This window comes from Pseudomonas sp. P4795 (assembly GCF_048822895.1).
In the GTDB taxonomy this organism is placed as follows: Bacteria; Pseudomonadota; Gammaproteobacteria; order Pseudomonadales; family Pseudomonadaceae; genus Aquipseudomonas.
This window is the reverse complement of the sequence record NZ_JBMFBT010000004.1, coordinates 391,165-408,178: the sequence shown is the minus strand read 5'-3', so window position 1 is coordinate 408,178 and position 17,014 is coordinate 391,165. Positions and strand designations below refer to the sequence as shown.

The window sequence follows — 17,014 nt, the reverse complement described above, 5'->3', positions numbered from 1 at the left end:
CCGGAGTGCTCCATGCCAGATTACCGCTCGAAAACATCCACCCACGGCCGCAACATGGCCGGCGCCCGCGCACTGTGGCGCGCCACCGGGATGAAAGATGACGACTTCAAAAAGCCGATCATCGCGATTGCCAACTCGTTCACTCAGTTTGTTCCGGGGCACGTGCACCTGAAGGATCTCGGTCAATTGGTTGCCCGTGAAATCGAACGTGCCGGTGGCGTAGCGAAAGAATTCAACACCATCGCCGTCGATGACGGCATCGCCATGGGCCACGACGGCATGCTCTATTCGCTGCCGAGCCGCGAGATCATCGCCGACTCTGTCGAGTACATGGTCAACGCCCACTGCGCCGACGCCATCGTGTGCATCTCGAACTGCGACAAGATCACCCCGGGCATGCTGATGGCCGCTTTGCGCCTGAACATTCCGGTGATCTTCGTTTCCGGCGGTCCGATGGAAGCCGGCAAGACCAAACTGGCCAGCCACGGCCTCGACCTCGTCGATGCAATGGTCATCGCCGCCGACTCCAGCGCTTCTGACGAGAAGGTTGCCGAGTACGAGCGCAGCGCTTGCCCGACCTGTGGTTCGTGCTCCGGCATGTTCACCGCCAACTCGATGAACTGCCTGACCGAAGCCCTCGGCCTGGCATTGCCGGGCAACGGTTCGACCCTTGCCACCCACAGCGACCGCGAGCAACTGTTCCTGCAGGCCGGCCGCACCATCGTCGAGCTGTGCAAGCGCTACTACACCGAGAACGACGAGTCGGTATTGCCGCGCAATATCGCCAACTTCAAGGCGTTCGAGAACGCGATGATGCTCGACATCGCCATGGGCGGTTCGACCAACACCATCCTGCACTTGCTCGCTGCCGCCCAGGAAGCCGAGATCGACTTCGACCTGCGCGATATCGATCGCCTGTCGCGCATCGTGCCGCAACTGTGCAAGGTCGCGCCTAACATCCAGAAGTACCACATGGAAGACGTGCACCGTGCTGGCGGCATCTTCAGCATTCTCGGTTCGCTGGCCCGTGGCGGCTTGCTGCACACCGACCTGCCGACCGTCCACAGCCGCAGCATGGAAGAAGCCATCGCCAAATGGGACATCACCCAGACCGACGATGAAGCCGTGCATCACTTCTTCAAGGCCGGCCCGGGGGGCATTCCGACGCAGACCGCTTTCAGTCAGTCGACCCGTTGGGAAAGCCTCGACGACGACCGTGAAAACGGCTGCATCCGCAGCTTCGAACACGCCTATTCGAAAGAAGGTGGCCTGGCCGTGCTTTACGGCAACATCGCACTCGATGGCTGCGTGGTCAAAACCGCCGGTGTCGACGAGTCGATCCACGTATTCGAAGGCAATGCGAAGATCTTCGAAAGCCAGGACAGCGCGGTACGCGGCATCCTCGCCGACGAAGTGAAGGAAGGCGACATCGTCATCATTCGCTACGAAGGTCCGAAGGGCGGCCCGGGCATGCAGGAAATGCTCTACCCGACGTCGTACCTGAAGTCCAAAGGATTGGGCAAAGCTTGCGCTCTGCTCACCGATGGCCGTTTCTCCGGCGGTACTTCCGGTCTGTCGATCGGCCACGCTTCGCCAGAAGCCGCAGCCGGCGGTGCGATTGGTCTGGTGCAGGACGGCGACAAAGTGCTGATCGACATTCCGAACCGCTCGATCAACCTGTTGATCAGCGACGAAGAACTGGCCGCACGCCGGGTCGAGCAGGACAAGAAGGGCTGGAAGCCGGTGGAAATCCGCCCACGCAAAGTGACCACAGCCCTCAAGGCCTACGCCCTGCTGGCGACCAGCGCCGACAAGGGTGCTGTGCGTGACAAGGCGATGCTTGACGGTCTGTAATTTTTAACCGTCGCACATAAAAATGCCCCGCCAAGTGCGGGGCATTTTTTTGCCTGAAGAATGAAAACCAGATCCATGTAGGAGCTGCCGCAGGCTGCGATCTTTTGATCTTGATCTTCAAAGTCAAAGTCAAAGTCAAAGTCAAAGTCAAAGTCAAAAGATCGCAGCCTTCGGCAGCTCCTACAGGGGATCGGGGGGATCGAGGGTTACTGGATTTCTTCAGGTTTGACGATCACCCAGTTCTTGTCCGCCGTCACCGGCAAGCCTTCTTTGGCCTGCGCCGCCGCGTGTTTGGCCATCATGCCGTTGAGCTGGGTCATGTATTTGTCCTTGCGGTTGATCCACAAGTGGATGCCACCCTTGGCCACGTCAACATCGTGGAACAGCATGTAGCCATCGCTGGTTGGAGTATCGCCGCCCACCAGTACCGGTTTCTTCCATTCGTCGATGTAGGTCAGGATCGCCGCGTGTTTGCCGGCCATCCAGGTCGCGGGTGTCCACAGGTATGGCGTCAGTTCGAGGCCGAGGTTGGCCTTCTCGTCATATTTGCCGGCGGTGATCTGCTTGCGCGCGGTGGTCAATTCGCCGGTCTCGCGATTCTTCAGCAGAGTAGTCACGCCGATTACGTTCTGTGGTTTGACGTTGTAGCCGTACTTCGGATCGGAGGCGACCATGCGCACCAGTTCTTCGGAAGCGGCGGTCATCACGTAGACCTCGATGCCGTTCTCCATCAGCTTGTTGTAGAGCTCTTTTTGCCCGGTGAAGATCTTCGGCGGATTGACGTCGAGCGTCTTCACCACGTCGCCTTCGTAATACGTCGCTGGCACCGGCTTGCCCGAGGCCATCAGCTCATCGACGTAGCCCTTGAGTTCCTTGAGGGTGAAACCGGAGAACACCTGCGCCACCCATGGGTAGCAGACCATGTCGTCGACTTCGCAGAGACGGTAGTAGTAGCTGAACAGGCTTTCCTTGTGCTCGGCAGTGTCTTTGAACGGCATCAGTTTCAGGGAGGGATCGAGCTTGTCGCGGGTGATCAGGCCCTTGTTTTCCATGAACGGCAGCAGCGATTCTTCGAGGTCGTAGCGGTAACTGGTGTTGTCCATGTCGAACACCGCGTAGTTACCCTTGTTGGCATTGGCCGCGATCATCGCGTCCAGCGCCTTGGCCTGATCTGCCGGCCAGTGCTTGAGGTCGGTGGCGAACACCTGGCCGGCGAGGCCAAGGCACAGTGCTGCGGCGAGAAATTTCGGTGCAAATTTCATCAATGGATCTCCCCTGACTCAAAGAGATCGACGCTAACAAATTAGTGTGACAGTCCCCGTCTGTCAGCGACCGTGCACGTTCCTATCGCGCCAACTGCATCCCCAAGAGCGACACCGGCTTATTCCAAAAACGACGGACGACCTGCGATTTAGGTATTAAATCAATGGAAATCAAGCTGTTAGGCTTGCCGGTTCGCAGTTGCCCAAGAATGCGACTAACACAGTCATATCGGAGTTTTCATGAATCTGCCGCTGATCCTCAATCTGCTGGTGTTCCTCGCCCTGCTCTTCGGTCTGGCGCAAACCCGCCACACTTCGTGGAGCCTGGCGAAAAAAGTACTGCTCGCGCTGGTGCTCGGCGTCGCCTTCGGTGTCGCGCTGCACACGATTTACGGTGCCGGCAACCCGGTGCTCAAAGCCTCCATCAGTTGGTTTGATCTGGTCGGCAATGGTTACGTGCAGCTGCTGCAAATGATCGTGATCCCGCTGGTGTTCGCCTCGATCCTCAGCGCCGTAGCGCGTCTGCACAACGCTTCGTCGTTGGGCAAGATCAGCTTCCTGACCATCGGCACGCTGCTGTTCACCACCGCCATTGCGGCGCTGATCGGGATCGGCCTGACCAACCTGTTCGGCCTGACCGCTGAAGGTCTGGTCGCCGGCACCCAGGAAATGGCTCGTCTGCAAACCATTCAGAACGACTACGCGGGCAAGGTCGCCGACCTGAATGTGCCGCAACTGCTGCTGTCGTTCATCCCGCAGAACCCGTTCGCCGATCTGGCACGGGCGAAGCCGACCTCGATCATCAGCGTGGTGATTTTCGCTGCGTTCCTTGGAGTAGCGGCGCTGCAACTGCTCAAGGATGACGTCGAGAAAGGTCAAAAAGTGATCAACGCCATCGACACCCTCCAAGCCTGGGTGATGCGTCTGGTGCGTCTGGTGATGAAGCTGACCCCGTACGGCGTGCTGGCGCTGATGACCAAAGTGGTGGCCGGTTCCAACCTGCAAGACATCATCAAACTCGGCAGTTTCGTGGTGGTGTCGTACCTCGGTCTGGGCCTGATGTTCGTGGTGCATGGCTTACTGGTGTCGGCGGCGGGGATCAATCCGCTGCGCTTCTTCCGCAAGATCTGGCCGGTCCTGACCTTCGCGTTCACCAGCCGCTCCAGCGCGGCGAGCATTCCGTTGAGCATCGAAGCGCAGACTCGCCGTCTGGGCATTCCGCAATCTGTTGCGAGTTTCGCCGCGTCGTTCGGTGCGACCATCGGCCAGAATGGCTGCGCGGGTTTGTATCCGGCGATGTTGGCGGTGATGGTTGCGCCGACCGTAGGCATCAATCCGCTGGATCCGCTGTGGATCGCGACGCTGGTGGCGATTGTGACCCTGAGTTCGGCCGGTGTGGCGGGCGTGGGTGGCGGCGCGACGTTCGCGGCGCTGATCGTACTGCCGGCGATGGGCTTGCCGGTTTCACTGGTGGCGTTACTGATTTCGGTTGAGCCGTTGATTGATATGGGTCGTACGGCGCTGAACGTGAGCGGTTCGATCACTGCGGGTGCGATTACCAGTCAGGTGATGCAGCAGACGGATAAAGCGCTGCTGGATGCGGATGAGCATGCGGAGTTGGCGCAGGCTTGATGTAAGCAAGATCAAAAGATCGCAGCCTGCGGCAGCTCCTACAGAGATTTGCGGTGAATCACATCATGTGTGAACACCGCGGCCCCCCTGTAGGAGCTGCCGCAGGCTGCGATCTTTTAGGCTTTTTCCCAAACTTCGAAGTTGTACGCCGGTTTGTCGCCATCGGCCGGGTTCGGCACGTTCGACACCAGTTTCCACTGGTCCGGATCAAACTCCGGAAACCACGCATCGCCTTCCGGGCTCAGCGCCACACGGGTCAGATACAGACGATCCGCCTGCGCCAGCCCTTGCGCATACAACTGCGCACCGCCAATCAGCATCAACTCATCGACGCCCTGCGCTTTCGCCCATTCTTCGGCGCGCACCAGCGCAGCTTCCAGCGACGAAAAAACTTCCGCGCCTTCGAGCACCAGATCGGCCTGACGGCTGACCACGATGTTCAAGCGACCGGGCAGCGGACGACCGAGCGAGTCCCAGGTCTTGCGGCCCATGATGATCGGCTTGCCGAGCGTGGTGGCCTTGAAATATTTGAAATCGCCAGGCAAGTGCCAAGGCATGCTGTTGTCGACGCCGATCACCCGGTTTTCACCGAGGGCTGCGATCAGGCTGAGGGGGAGTGATTTAGTCATGGCCGCGAGGATACCAGAGCCGCGCTTACCCGGATAAGCGCCACAGCGGTTATGCTCACCGCTCAATTGAGCGACGGGATGCCGCGTGACTGAACTGACTCCACTGCAAAACCTTTGGCTGACTGAAACCATCCGCCTGCGCGAAGAATACGCCGGGCCTCTGGACGATCTCGAAGCCAATCGCCTGGCCCGTGCGGCCGGCGGTGATCTGCCCAGCCGTGTTCAACGCCGGGCGTTGTGGCTGGCCGAGCGTGACGGGCTGACTTCTGCTCTCACGCATTGGCTGCAAGGCGCGCGACTGGCGCTGATCGTGCTCGCGGTGTTCGCAATTGTCAGCGGCGCCGGGCTGGCATTCGCCGCGCTAGGCGACGGGCAAACTCCGGTCAATGTGTTCTGGGCCTTGGGCAGCCTGCTCGGGCTGAATCTGCTTCTGCTGTTGAGCTGGGCACTGGGACTGCTATTCGCCGGCGAGCACGGCGCCGCGCTCGGCCGTTTGTGGCTGTGGCTCAGCGAAAAATTCGCTCGCGACGCCAAAGCCGCGCAACTGGCGCCGGCCCTGCTGCTGTTGCTGCAACGCAAGAAACTCAATCGCTGGGCGCTCGGCGCGTTGGTCAACGGCTTGTGGCTGTTGGCGATGCTCAGTGCGCTGATCCTGCTACTGACGCTGATGGCGACACGACGCTACGGCTTTGTCTGGGAGACCACGATTCTCAGCGGCGACACCTTCATCAACATGACCCGGAGCCTCGGCACACTGCCGGCGCTGCTCGGTTTCAATATTCCGACGGTTGAAATGATCCGCGCCAGCGGCGACGGAGCACTCGATATCGAAAGTACGCGTCTGGCCTGGGCGACCTGGCTGGTCGGCGTGCTGGTGGTGTTCGGCGTGTTGCCGCGTCTGCTGTTGGCGCTGGTGTGCTTCTGGCGCTGGAGCAGCGGCAAATCCGCGTTGCGTCTGGATTTGAACCTGCCCGGCTACGTGCAATTGCGCGAACGCCTGATGCCGACCAGCGAACGCCTCGGCATCACCGACGCCGCGCCAGAGCATCTGCATCGTGTCGAAAGCAGCGTCGGCGAACACGCCAGCGAGGGTGCGTTGCTGGTGGCCATCGAGCTCGACGATCAACGTCCATGGCCACCCACACTGCCGAAAAACGTCAGCAACGCCGGCGTGCTCGACAGCCGCGAATCGCGTAACAAACTCCTCGAACAACTCAGCCGCTTCCCGCCCGCGCGTCTGGCCATCGCCTGCGATCCGCTGCGTTCGCCGGATCGCGGCAGTCTGGCGCTGATCGCCGAACTGGCGCGCAATGCCACGGCCACGCGGATCTGGCTACTGCAACCGCCGCAGGGCCAGGCGCTGGACGCCGAGCGTCTGGGCGACTGGCATGTGGCGCTGCAACAACTTGAGCTGCCGTTTGCCGACAGTGCGCCACTGAACTGGCTGGAGAACGGACATGACTGACGCCCGCAAAGCGCCGCTGAAACTCGCGGTGGTCGGCCACACCAACGTCGGCAAAACCTCGCTGCTGCGCACCCTGACGCGCGATGTCGGCTTCGGCGAAGTCTCGCACCGGCCGAGCACTACGCGGCATGTCGAAGGCGCGCGACTGTCAGTGGACGGCGAGCCGTTGCTCGATCTGTACGACACGCCGGGGCTGGAAGACGCCATCGCCCTGCTCGACTTTCTTGAACGACTTGAGAGACCCGGTGAACGTCTCGACGGGCCGGCGCGACTGGCGCGTTTTCTCGACGGCAGTGAGGCGCGGCAACGTTTCGAACAGGAAGCCAAAGTGTTGCGCCAGCTATTGGCCTCCGACGCCGGTCTGTACGTGATCGATGCCCGCGAACCGGTGCTGGCCAAGTACCGCGATGAACTGGAAGTGTTGGCCAGTTGCGGCAAACCGCTGCTGCCGATACTGAATTTCGTCAGCAGCGCCAGCCATCGCGAACCGGACTGGCGGGAAGCACTGGCGCGCCTCGGTCTGCATGCTCTGGTACGTTTCGACAGCGTTGCCCCGCCGGAGGATGGCGAGCGCCGATTGTACGAAAGCCTCGCACTGCTGCTGGAAAATGCCCGCCCGCAACTGGAACGCTTGATCGCCGATCAACAGGCACAGCGCCTGGCCCGCGAGCAAAGCGCCGCGCGGCTGATCGCCGACTTGCTGATCGACTGCGCCGCGTGCCGACGTAGCGTGGCCAGTGAAGCCGCGCAGGAACAACAAGCCATCAGCGAACTGCGCAAAGCCGTGCGTCAGCGCGAGCAACGTTGCGTTGAGGCGCTGCTCAAGCTCTACGCGTTTCGTCCACAGGATGCGGCGGCCAGTGATCTGCCGTTGCTCGACGGGCGTTGGGGCGATGACCTGTTCAACCCGGAAACCCTCAAGCAACTTGGCGTGCGTGTGGGTGGCGGCATCGCTGCGGGTGCGGCGGCCGGCGCCGGGGTGGATTTGCTGGTCGGCGGCATTACGCTTGGCGCTGCGGCACTGGCCGGGGCGATTGCCGGTGGCGCGCTGCAAACTGCGCGTAGTTACGGCAATCGCTTGCTGGGCAAGATCAAAGGCCAGCGTGAACTGACCGTCGATGACAATGTTTTGCGCCTGTTGGCGCTTCGTCAACGGCAGCTGCTGCAAGCGTTGAATGCCCGAGGCCATGCGGCGCTGGAGAGCATTCAAGTGGCGACGCCGCAGGACAAGACCTGGCGCGAAGGCAAGTTGCCCGAGGCATTGAAGAAGGCGCGGGCGCATCCGCAGTGGTCTTCGTTGAATCCGCATTCGAAGTTGAATCAGGCGGAAAGACAGGAGCAGATCGAGTCTCTTGCTGCAGATTTGTAGTGTCTGATCTGGCGCCATCGCTGGCAAGCCAGCTCCCACAGTGTTCTTCGATGAACACAGATCTTGTGAACACCAAAATTCCTGTGGGAGCTGGCTTGCCAGCGATGGCAGCGACTCGGTGTGAAGCTTATACAGCCAAAAGGCGCGCCGCTTTATCCTTCAAAACCGCAAGGTCGATCACTGGCACCGCCATTTCTTTGGCCATTTCATCCCACTGACGCATACGCAAACTGACTTGCTCGTGACGCGTCATCAAATCTCCCCCAACACCTGCGCGATATTGCGCTCAGCCATGGCCGGGCCGACGCTCATGCCGACTCCGGTGTGCATCAGCGCCACGCTCAGTCCCGGTGCCGGACGCAGGAACGAAAACGGCCCCGGCCCGCGCGATCCATACACCCCCTGCCAGCGCTCGAGCACTTGCACTTTGCAGCCGAGGGTCTGTTCGGCCAGTTCGAGCATCCAGTTGTCGACTTGCTCGGCGTTGAACGGCGATGCATCGCTGCCGTAATGGTGCGAGTCGCCGATGATCAGTTCGCCGTAGGGCGTCGGGCTGATCAGCAGGTGAATGCCGTGTTCCTGCAAGTGCGGCTCTTCGCGCAGGATCTGCGCCTGCACCGCCGTCGCTTCCGGCAGATCGGCGAAGGCGCCGTAGTGCACGCAGCTGAGGCCGGTGAGCAAGGCGTGTTGCAGGTTGAGATTGACCTGCGGCCGGGCGCGGAGCATTTGCAGACGGCAGATTTGCGGGTCGAGCGCGGCGATGGGTTCGGCGAGCAGGGTCTGATAATCGTGGCCGGAGCAGACGATGATGTGTTCGGCCATGAACACGCCAGCAGTGCTGTGCAGACGGCCCGGTTCGACGTCACGCACCAGTGTCGAGAAATGAAATTCGACGTTGAGTTCGCGACGCAGATACTCGATCAGCGCCGGAATCGCTTCGCGCGAATACACCTGTTGATCTTCCAAGCCGTGCAATGCAGCGCGGTGATGGCTGAACTGGCCGCGATACAGATCGCGCAATGCGGAACCGCGCAGCAGGTCGACGCGGTAGTCGTGCTCCACGGCGCGACCGGCGCAAAAGGCTTCCAGCAAGTGTTCTTCGGCTTCGGTGCGGGCGAACAGGTACGAGCCGTTGCGCTTGAGTTGCAGGCCGGCAAGCTGCGCCCAATCGCCCCAGATCTTGCGGCTGGCCTTGGCCAGTTCGAGCATCGGCCCGGGTGGCTGGCCGGTGACCAGCGCCTGGCCGAAATTGCGCACCGAGGCGCCGAGGGGAGTGGCGGTGCGCTCGAAAACCGCGACCTTGAGGCCGCGTTTGGCGGCGGCGTAGGCGTGGGACAGGCCGAGGATTCCGGCGCCGACGATGAGCAGGTCTTTGTGTTGGGTCATCTGGAGGTGCTCTGAATGAGAGACCGTCATCGCTGGCAAGCCAGCTCCCACAGGTTCAGCGGTGTCCACAAAATGTATGTTCCGCACCGGTCAATATGGGAGCTGGCTTGCCTGCTCCCCCAGATTTTGTGGTGAACACCGACTGCGGGGACACCTTGAAACCTGTAGGAGCTGGCTTGCCAGCGATGAGGCCCTGACAGTCGAAAAAGATCTTACTTGGCGACGACTTTCTCGGACTTGCCGTCATAGCGCTTGCGCCATTCGGTGAGGATCTCGTCGCGATTCTTCGAGGCCCAGGCGAAGTCGTTCTTGATCAGGCGCTGCTCATAATCCGCCGGCAATTCGGTCTGCGGCTTGGCGATACCCGGCTGCGCCAGAACGGCGAAGTTCTCTTTATACAAATCCATCGCTTCAGCGCTGGCAGAGAAGTCAGCCAGTTTCTTCGCGGCGTCTGCATGCGGCGTGCCTTTGATCACGGCAGTCGCTTCGATCTCCCAGCCCAAGCCTTCCTTCGGCAGGATGATGTCCAGCGGCGCGCCTTGGCGTTTCAGCTGAACGGCTGGGTATTCAAAGGAAATACCGATGGGAAACTCCCCCGCCGCCGCCAGTTTGCAAGGCTTGGAGCCGGAGTGAACGTACTGGCCGATGTTCTGGTGCAGGCCATCCATGTAAGCCCAGCCCTGCTTCTCGCCGAAGGTTTGCAGCCAGGCGCTGACGTCGAGGAAACCGGTGCCGGACGACGCCGGATTGGGCATGACGATCTTGCCCTTGTACTCAGGCTTGGTCAGATCCTGCCAGCTCACCGGTTTGGTCAGGCCCTGCTTCTCGGCCTCGACGGTGTTGAAGCAAATGGTTGCGGCCCACACGTCCATGCCAACCCAGGCAGGCGGGTTGGCGGCGTCGCGGTAGTTCGCGCCGATCTTGCCCAGATCCTTCGGCGCGTAGCTTTGCAGCATGCCTTGCTGATCGAGAATCGCCAGACTCGACGCCGCCAGACCCCAGACCGCATCTGCCTGCGGGCGATCTTTTTCGGCGAGCAGTTTGGCGGTGATGATCCCGGTGGAATCACGCACCCACTTGATCTCGACCTCCGGGTTGGCCTTTTCGAAGGCTTCTTTGTAAGTCTTCAACTGCTCGGCTTCGAGGGCGGTGTACACCGTCAACTCGGTTTTCGCCGCGAAGGCGTTCAGGCTGAAAGTTGCGAGCACAGCAGCGGCCAGGGCCATAGGCTTGAACATGATCGGTTTCCTTTCTCGGATTAAAGAGGTGAGTTGAGGGTTACGGAAAATCAGTGACCGGGCGCGTTCTGCCGCCAGGCCTGGGAGCGGCGCAACAAGCCGCGCGAAGCCCACGCCAGCAGCAAGGACACGCCCGCCGAGGTGAACAGAATCAACGTCGACATCGCCGCCGCGCCGCCGACGTTGCCGGCGTCATCCATGTTCAGCACCGCGACCGCTGCGAGGATGGTGTCGGGGCTGTAGAGGAAGATCGCTGCCGACACGGTGGTCATCGCCGAGACGAACAGGTAGCGCACGATGTCCAGCAGCGCCGGCAGGCAGATCGGCACGGTAACTTTCAGGTAATGCCGATACAGCGGCGCCTTGAGTGACAGCGCGGCGGCTTCGAACTCGGCGTCGAGCTGGCGCAGCGCAGTGGTCGCGGTCATCTGCGCAGTGGTCAAATAGTGAGCAATGGTGCAGACGATCAGCAGCGTCATCGTCCCGTACAGCACATGCAGCGGGTTGCCGGTCAGGTTGAAGAAGAAGACGTAACCCAGGCCAAGCACCAGACCCGGCACCGCCATCGGAATGAAACTGAGCATGCGCAAGGTCAGATTCAGTCCGCGCTGGCTGCGGGTTTTTTCCATCAGGTAGGCGCCGGTGAAGATCAGCACGCTGCCGATCAACGCCGTGCCCAACGCCATTCTCAGGCTGTTGCTGTAGGCGAGCCAACCACCGCCGGCGGTTTCGTTGAACTGGTAATGGTTGAGCGACAGCGACAGGTTGTACGGCCAGAACTTCACCAGCGACGAGAACACCGCCATGCCGAACACCAGCAACAACGCGGCGCTGATCAGCAGGACGATCGCCAGATAGCAGCTGTCGCGCAGCTTCGACGGCGCCGGTTTGAACACCTGGGCGCGGCCGCTCATGGAGTCGCCGTGACGCCGACGCAGCCAGGCGTCCACTCCGAAGCTGAACAGTGCCGGCAGCAGCAACACCATGCCGATCAACGCGCCGCGCCCGAACTGTTGCTGGCCGACCACGGCTTTATAAGCTTCCAGCGCCAGCACTTGATAGTCGCCGCCGACCACCACCGGTACGCCGAAATCGGTGATGGTCAGGGTGAACACCAGACAGAACGCGGCGAACACGGCTTGGCGAGTCGCCGGCCAGGTGATGCTGCGAAAAGCCTTGGCCGGGCTGGCGCCCATGCTCGACGCCGCATCAAACAAGCGCGCATCCGCCAGCGACAAGGCTGAGAGCAAAATCATCAGCGCATGCGGAAAGGTGTAGATCACCTCGCCCAGCACAATTCCCCAGAAGCCGTAGATGTTGTCCGACAGCAGTCCGCGCAACATGCCCTGGTTACCGAACAGATAGACCAGTGCAATCCCCGGCAGCATCGACGGCGCCATCAACGGCAGCAGCGAAATCCCGCGCCAGATGCCCTTGGCCGGAATCAGCGTGCGTTGCAGTGCGTAGGCAAACAGGTAGGCCAGCGGTACGACAATGGCCGCGACGCTGAGGGAAACTTTCAGGCTGTTGCCGAGCAACCAGTGGAAGTTTTCACTGTTCACCAATTCCTTGGCGGCGAGCCAGCCACCGCCCTGCCCGGCCTCGCTGCTAAAGCCGCGCCAGAAGATCGCCAGCAACGGCATCAGCACTGCAACACCGAGCAGTACCAGCAGCAGAAGTTTGCCGCCGACCACAAAGATGCGGTCGCCGATCTCGGCGCGGGACACCTGCCGTACCTGCTTGTGCGGTAACGGCAGCGCGATATTGCGGTTCATCAGGCAAACACCTGCAAGCTGCGCGGCGGCAAAGCGACCATGATTTGCTGCGCGCCGAGGCGCGGCATTGCTTCCGGCGCCAGTTCGGCGAGCAGTGCATGGCCGGGCAATTGATCGAGCTCGAAGCTCATGCGGCAGCGGTTGCCGAGGAAAGTGATCTCGCGCACCTTGGCCGGGAACAGGTTTTCCTCGTGCACCAGCGGATTAACGTTGATCGCTTCCGGGCGGCAGAACAAGCGGCCCGAGGCGCCACTGACACTACCGTCGGCCAGACGCATGTTCATCCCGCCGACCTGAGCGTGGCTGTCGCTGCTGCGCTGGAATGGCAGCCAGTTGCCCTGGCCAACGAACTCCGCGACGAACGGCGTGGCCGGGCGGTTGTAGATTTCCTGCGGAGTGGCGTACTGCTCGACGCGGCCGTTGTTCATCACCGCAATCCGGTCGGCCATCAACATCGCTTCATCCTGATTGTGCGTGACCATCAGGGTGGTGATGCCGAGGTTGCGTTGCAGTTGGCGCAGCTCGGTACACAGATGTTCGCGTACCCGGGCATCGAGGGCCGACATCGGCTCGTCGAGCAACAGCAGCGAAGGGGCCGGGGCCAAGGCGCGGGCCAGTGCGACCCGTTGTTGCTGGCCGCCGGACAATTGGCCCGGGTACTTTTTCTCACTGCCGATCAGACCCACCAGCTCCAGCATCTGACCGACGCGATGGCGCACTTCGTCGCGACCGCTGCCGGCGAGGCCGTAGGCAATGTTCGCTTCAACAGTCAGATTGGGGAACAGCGCGTAGGACTGAAACAGAATGCCGTAGTCCCGGGCCTGCGGGGCGAGGTGGGAAACGTCGCGTTCGCCGAGGTACAACTCGCCGCTGTCCTGTTTTTCCAGACCGGCGATACAGCGCAACAATGTGGTTTTGCCGCAACCCGAGGGGCCGAGCAGACACACCAGCTCACCGGCCGCCACGTCGAGCGAGACGTTATCCAGTGCGGTGAATGCGCCGAAGCGCTTTTGCACATTGCGCACCTTCATCGGCGCACCGGGGTTGGTCAGGGCAGTTGCGATTGCAGGGTTCATGGACAGACCTCATCGAGCAGATGAAGGTCATCCTAGAGTTGTAATGCGTCCGTCATGTGGCAGCGAGGCAAAAACGGCTGATAGTGGTATTCAGGGATTTTGGTTCACAAGATTCAAGGCACGTGTTGCCTGGTCTGGCCTCATCGCTGGCTTGCCAGCGATGAGGCCAGCACAGGAAAAGTAAATTTCAGGCCGGGGACATTTCCTGTGCCAGGCCGAGAAACGCCGCCGGCAGCCGGGCACCTTTCCTTTCCTTGAGGCAATAAAGGTACTCGGGAATCTGCGGCGCGTTCTCCAGCGTCAACACGCGCAACTGCGGATCGTGCGGCACTTCCTGACGGGCAATGATGCTGATGCCGATATTGCGCAGCACCGCCTCACGAATCGATTCACGACTGCCAATCTCCAGCAACGGCCCGAAATTCACCCCGGCGCCGGCCAGCAACTCTTCGGTCAGGCGCCGAGTGGTCGAGCCGCACTCGCGCATCAACAAGGTATGCCCGGCCAAGGCACTCAACGGCACATGGTCATGCACCGCCAGCGGATGATTGCGGTGTACCGCCAGCACCAGTGGATCAGTCCCGAGTACCCGACGAATCAAACGAGAATCTTCAAGCAACTGCGACGACGCCGCCACATCCACCCGGTAATCCTCCAGCGCTTCGAGCACTTGCTGCGAGTTGCCGATTTCTACCGAGACTTCTACTTGCGGCAGGCGCTCGCGGAAGGTTTTCACCAGATCGAGGATGTAATACGGCGCGGTGGCGGCGATGCGCAATGTGCCTTGCACCTGGCCGCTGTTACGCAGGAAAAACTCGATGTCAGCCTCCTGCTGCAACAACGCCTTGACCATCGGCAGCAACCGCGCGCCTTCATCGCTGACACTCAGACGCCGGCCGCCACGGTAGAACAGCTCGACCGAATACTGACTTTCCAGATTGCGAATCTGCGTGGTCACGGTCGGTTGGCTGAGGCCGAGTTTCTTCGCTGCCAGCGTGATGCTGCCCAGACGGGCCACCATGTAAAACGCCTTCAGCTCGGCACTCAGCACAACCGTTCCTCTTCAGTTATTTGCGCAGCAGGCGCAAACCGTTGAACACCACCAACAAGCTAACGCCCATGTCGGCGAACACCGCCATCCACATGGTGGCGAGTCCGGCGAAGGTTACCGCAAGAAAGATAGCCTTGATCACCAGCGCCAGTGCGATGTTCTGTTTCAGGATGCTGGCGGTGTTGCGCGACAGGCTGATGAATGCCGGGATCTTGCGCAGATCATCGTCCATCAGGGCGACATCGGCGGTTTCAATTGCCGTGTCGGTTCCCGCTGCGGCCATCGCAAAACCAATCTCGGCCCGGGCCAGTGCCGGCGCATCGTTGATGCCGTCGCCGACCATGCCGACCCGATGGCCCTGCTTGTAGAGGTCTTCGATGGCTTGCAGTTTGTCGGTCGGCAGCAAGTCGCCCCGCGCCTGATCGATGCCGACCTGCTGAGCAATCGCCTGCGCGGTGTGCACGTTGTCGCCAGTCAGCATCAGGGTTTTCACCCCCAGTGCGTGGAGCTGCCGGATCGCCTCGCGGCTGGTTTCCTTGACCGTGTCGGCCACAGCGAACAGCGCCAGCGGGCCGGAACTGTCGAGCAGCAAAACCACGGATTTGCCCTGTTTCTCCAGCGCAAAGAGTTTTTCCTCCAGCGCCGGCGAGCACAGGCCCAGTTCTTCCACCAGACGGTGATTGCCCAAGTGGTAGGTCTGACCGTTGATTTCGCCTTTTACCCCGCGCCCGCCCAATGCTTCGAAGTTATCCACAATCAACGGCACGAAGTTTTTATCCACAGCGGCTTTGGCGATGGCCAGCGAGACCGGGTGATCGGAACGCCCGGCCAATGCAGCGGCGATGGCCGGGGCTGTGGCGTCGGCAGTCGGGTCGAGGGACAGGAAATCGGTCTGCACCGGTTTGCCGTGAGTAATCGTCCCGGTCTTGTCCAGCGCCAGATAGTCGAGCTTGAAACCGCCCTCCAGATACACGCCGCCCTTGACCAGAATGCCTTTGCGCGCCGCTGCCGCGAGGCCGCTGACGATGGTCACCGGGGTGGAAATCACCAGCGCACACGGGCACGCGACCACCAGTAATACCAGCGCCCGGTAAATCCAGTCGAACCACACCGCGCCCATGAACAGCGGCGGAATCACCGCCACCGCGATGGCGAACAGGAACACCACCGGGGTGTAGATTTTCGAGAATTGATCGACGAAACGCTGGGTCGGCGCCCGCGCACCTTGCGCCTGTTCGACGGCGTGGATGATCCGCGCCAGGGTCGAGTTGTTGGCCGCAGCGGTGACCGCGTATTCCAGCGAACCCGCCTGGTTGATGGTGCCGGCGAACACTTTGTCACCGACGGTTTTTTCCACCGGCAAACTTTCGCCAGTGATCGGCGCCTGATCGATGGTCGAGTTACCGCTGAGCACTTCACCGTCCAGCGCAATGCGCTCGCCCGGTTTGACTCGCACGCGAGCGCCGAGATCGATGCTTTTCACCTCCAGTTCGCGCCAGGTGCCGTCAGCCTGCAATACGGTCGCCTGCTCGGGCGTCATCTGCATCAGGCCGCTGATCGCGTTGCGCGCACGGTCCAGCGAGCGCGCTTCGATCAACTCGGCGACGGTGAACAGGAACATCACCATCGCGGCTTCCGGCCACTGCCCGATCAGAATCGCGCCAGTCACCGCGATGCTCATCAGCGCATTGATGTTGAGGTTGAAGTTCTTCAGGGCGATCCAGCCCTTCTTGTAAGTAGTCAGGCCACCGCTGAGGATCGACACCAGCGCGATGATCGCCACCACCCAGTTCGGCGCGGCGCTGGTGAAGTGGATAACTTCCGCTGCCAACGCACCAACGCCGGACAGCGCCAATGGCCACCAGTGCTTTTTCACCGGAGCAGGCGCCGGAGTTTCGACACCCGCCTCCAGCGGCTCGGCGTGCATGCCGATGGATTTGATCGCGTCGATGATCGGCGTGATGTCCGCCAGCGTGTGGGTCACGCCGAGCACGCGGTTGATCAGATTGAATTCCAGCGTCTGAATCCCGGTGAGTTTGCCGAGCTTGTTCTGGATCAGCGTCTGCTCGGTCGGGCAGTCCATCGCCTCGATGCGAAAACTGCTCAAACGCGCGTCGGCGCTCGGCGCATCGCTCAGTTGCACCAGCGATGGCGCGGCGGCTTTCGACGCGCAGCAAGAATCACCGCCGTGGGAGTGCTGATGCACAGGCTGCAATTTATGACTGTGATCGTGCCCGTCGCCGGGCTTGTGAGTGTGCTGGGAATCGCTCATTGGTC

12 protein-coding genes and 1 pseudogene are annotated in these 17,014 nt (G+C 61.3%); 4 read left to right on the top strand and 9 right to left on the bottom strand.

The genetic code is table 11. The features are described from left to right. Positions 1–12 precede the first annotated feature (12 nt). Positions 13–1,854 (top strand): dihydroxy-acid dehydratase, encoded by a 1,842-nt coding sequence (gene ilvD, locus ACOI8A_RS13975; protein WP_420647385.1) that lies wholly within the window; start codon positions 13–15, stop codon positions 1,852–1,854. A 206-nt stretch (positions 1,855–2,060) separates the two neighbouring features. Here ilvD and ACOI8A_RS13970 read toward each other — a convergent pair whose 3' ends face one another. Next, on the bottom strand, positions 2,061–3,116 hold the full coding sequence (locus tag ACOI8A_RS13970; RefSeq protein WP_420647386.1) for a haloacid dehalogenase-like hydrolase: 1,056 nt from the start codon (positions 3,114–3,116) through the stop codon (positions 2,061–2,063). Between the two features lie 240 nt (positions 3,117–3,356). Here ACOI8A_RS13970 and ACOI8A_RS13965 point away from each other — a divergent pair, with 240 nt between their 5' ends. Further along, a complete protein-coding gene (locus tag ACOI8A_RS13965; protein WP_420647387.1) occupies positions 3,357–4,748 on the top strand; it encodes an L-cystine transporter in 1,392 nt (463 codons plus the stop codon). A gap of 116 nt (positions 4,749–4,864) precedes the next feature. Here the strand turns inward: ACOI8A_RS13965 and ACOI8A_RS13960 are convergent, their stop codons facing one another. Beyond that, a complete protein-coding gene (locus tag ACOI8A_RS13960) occupies positions 4,865–5,377 on the bottom strand; it encodes a dihydrofolate reductase (RefSeq protein WP_420647388.1) in 513 nt (170 codons plus the stop codon). A gap of 85 nt (positions 5,378–5,462) precedes the next feature. Between ACOI8A_RS13960 and ACOI8A_RS13955 the strand changes: the two genes are divergently transcribed. After that, the gene (locus tag ACOI8A_RS13955) at positions 5,463–6,842 is read left to right on the top strand and encodes a DUF2868 domain-containing protein (protein WP_420651295.1); all 1,380 of its coding nucleotides are present in this window, start codon (positions 5,463–5,465) and stop codon (positions 6,840–6,842) included. After that, positions 6,835–8,211 carry a GTPase/DUF3482 domain-containing protein gene (locus tag ACOI8A_RS13950; RefSeq protein WP_420647390.1) on the top strand — a complete coding sequence of 459 codons (1,377 nt, stop codon included), beginning with the start codon at positions 6,835–6,837 and terminating at the stop codon, positions 8,209–8,211. The genes ACOI8A_RS13955 and ACOI8A_RS13950 overlap by 8 nt, the downstream gene beginning before the upstream one ends. Positions 8,212–8,338: 127 nt before the next feature. On the opposite strand, the pseudogene ACOI8A_RS13945 reads toward ACOI8A_RS13950, so the two are convergent. The 7 genes and pseudogenes from ACOI8A_RS13945 to ACOI8A_RS13915 all read right to left on the bottom strand — a co-directional run. Next, a pseudogene (locus ACOI8A_RS13945) lies at positions 8,339–8,446 on the bottom strand (phosphohydrolase); the annotation flags it as partial. Positions 8,447–8,463: 17 nt separating this feature from the next. Continuing rightward, a complete protein-coding gene (locus ACOI8A_RS13940; protein ID WP_420647391.1) occupies positions 8,464–9,627 on the bottom strand; it encodes a TIGR03364 family FAD-dependent oxidoreductase in 1,164 nt (387 codons plus the stop codon). A gap of 182 nt (positions 9,628–9,809) precedes the next feature. Continuing rightward, positions 9,810–10,835, bottom strand: coding sequence for a putative 2-aminoethylphosphonate ABC transporter substrate-binding protein (locus ACOI8A_RS13935; protein ID WP_420647392.1), 1,026 nt, complete (start codon positions 10,833–10,835; stop codon positions 9,810–9,812). 50 nt (positions 10,836–10,885) lie between these two features. Further along, positions 10,886–12,610, bottom strand: a complete 1,725-nt coding sequence (locus ACOI8A_RS13930; RefSeq protein WP_420647393.1) for a putative 2-aminoethylphosphonate ABC transporter permease subunit — start codon at positions 12,608–12,610, stop codon at positions 10,886–10,888. After that, complete coding sequence (locus ACOI8A_RS13925) at positions 12,610–13,686, bottom strand: putative 2-aminoethylphosphonate ABC transporter ATP-binding protein (RefSeq protein WP_420647394.1); 1,077 nt, start codon at positions 13,684–13,686, stop codon at positions 12,610–12,612. The genes ACOI8A_RS13930 and ACOI8A_RS13925 overlap by 1 nt, the downstream gene beginning before the upstream one ends. A 187-nt stretch (positions 13,687–13,873) precedes the next feature. Next, complete coding sequence (locus ACOI8A_RS13920) at positions 13,874–14,737, bottom strand: LysR family transcriptional regulator (RefSeq protein WP_420647395.1); 864 nt, start codon at positions 14,735–14,737, stop codon at positions 13,874–13,876. A gap of 16 nt (positions 14,738–14,753) precedes the next feature. Then, positions 14,754–17,009 carry a heavy metal translocating P-type ATPase gene (locus ACOI8A_RS13915; protein WP_420647396.1) on the bottom strand — a complete coding sequence of 752 codons (2,256 nt, stop codon included), beginning with the start codon at positions 17,007–17,009 and terminating at the stop codon, positions 14,754–14,756. Between the last annotated feature and the right edge of the window lie 5 nt (positions 17,010–17,014).

Coding starts and splice junctions, on each gene's coding strand:
- ilvD (WP_420647385.1), top strand. CDS start 13: ATGCCAGATTACCGCTCGAAAACATCCACCCACGGCCGCAACATGGCC.
- ACOI8A_RS13970 (WP_420647386.1), bottom strand. CDS start 3,116: ATGAAATTTGCACCGAAATTTCTCGCCGCAGCACTGTGCCTTGGCCTC.
- ACOI8A_RS13965 (WP_420647387.1), top strand. CDS start 3,357: ATGAATCTGCCGCTGATCCTCAATCTGCTGGTGTTCCTCGCCCTGCTC.
- ACOI8A_RS13960 (WP_420647388.1), bottom strand. CDS start 5,377: ATGACTAAATCACTCCCCCTCAGCCTGATCGCAGCCCTCGGTGAAAAC.
- ACOI8A_RS13950 (WP_420647390.1), top strand. CDS start 6,835: ATGACTGACGCCCGCAAAGCGCCGCTGAAACTCGCGGTGGTCGGCCAC.
- ACOI8A_RS13940 (WP_420647391.1), bottom strand. CDS start 9,627: ATGACGGTCTCTCATTCAGAGCACCTCCAGATGACCCAACACAAAGAC.
- ACOI8A_RS13935 (WP_420647392.1), bottom strand. CDS start 10,835: ATGTTCAAGCCTATGGCCCTGGCCGCTGCTGTGCTCGCAACTTTCAGC.
- ACOI8A_RS13930 (WP_420647393.1), bottom strand. CDS start 12,610: ATGAACCGCAATATCGCGCTGCCGTTACCGCACAAGCAGGTACGGCAG.
- ACOI8A_RS13925 (WP_420647394.1), bottom strand. CDS start 13,686: ATGAACCCTGCAATCGCAACTGCCCTGACCAACCCCGGTGCGCCGATG.
- ACOI8A_RS13915 (WP_420647396.1), bottom strand. CDS start 17,009: ATGAGCGATTCCCAGCACACTCACAAGCCCGGCGACGGGCACGATCAC.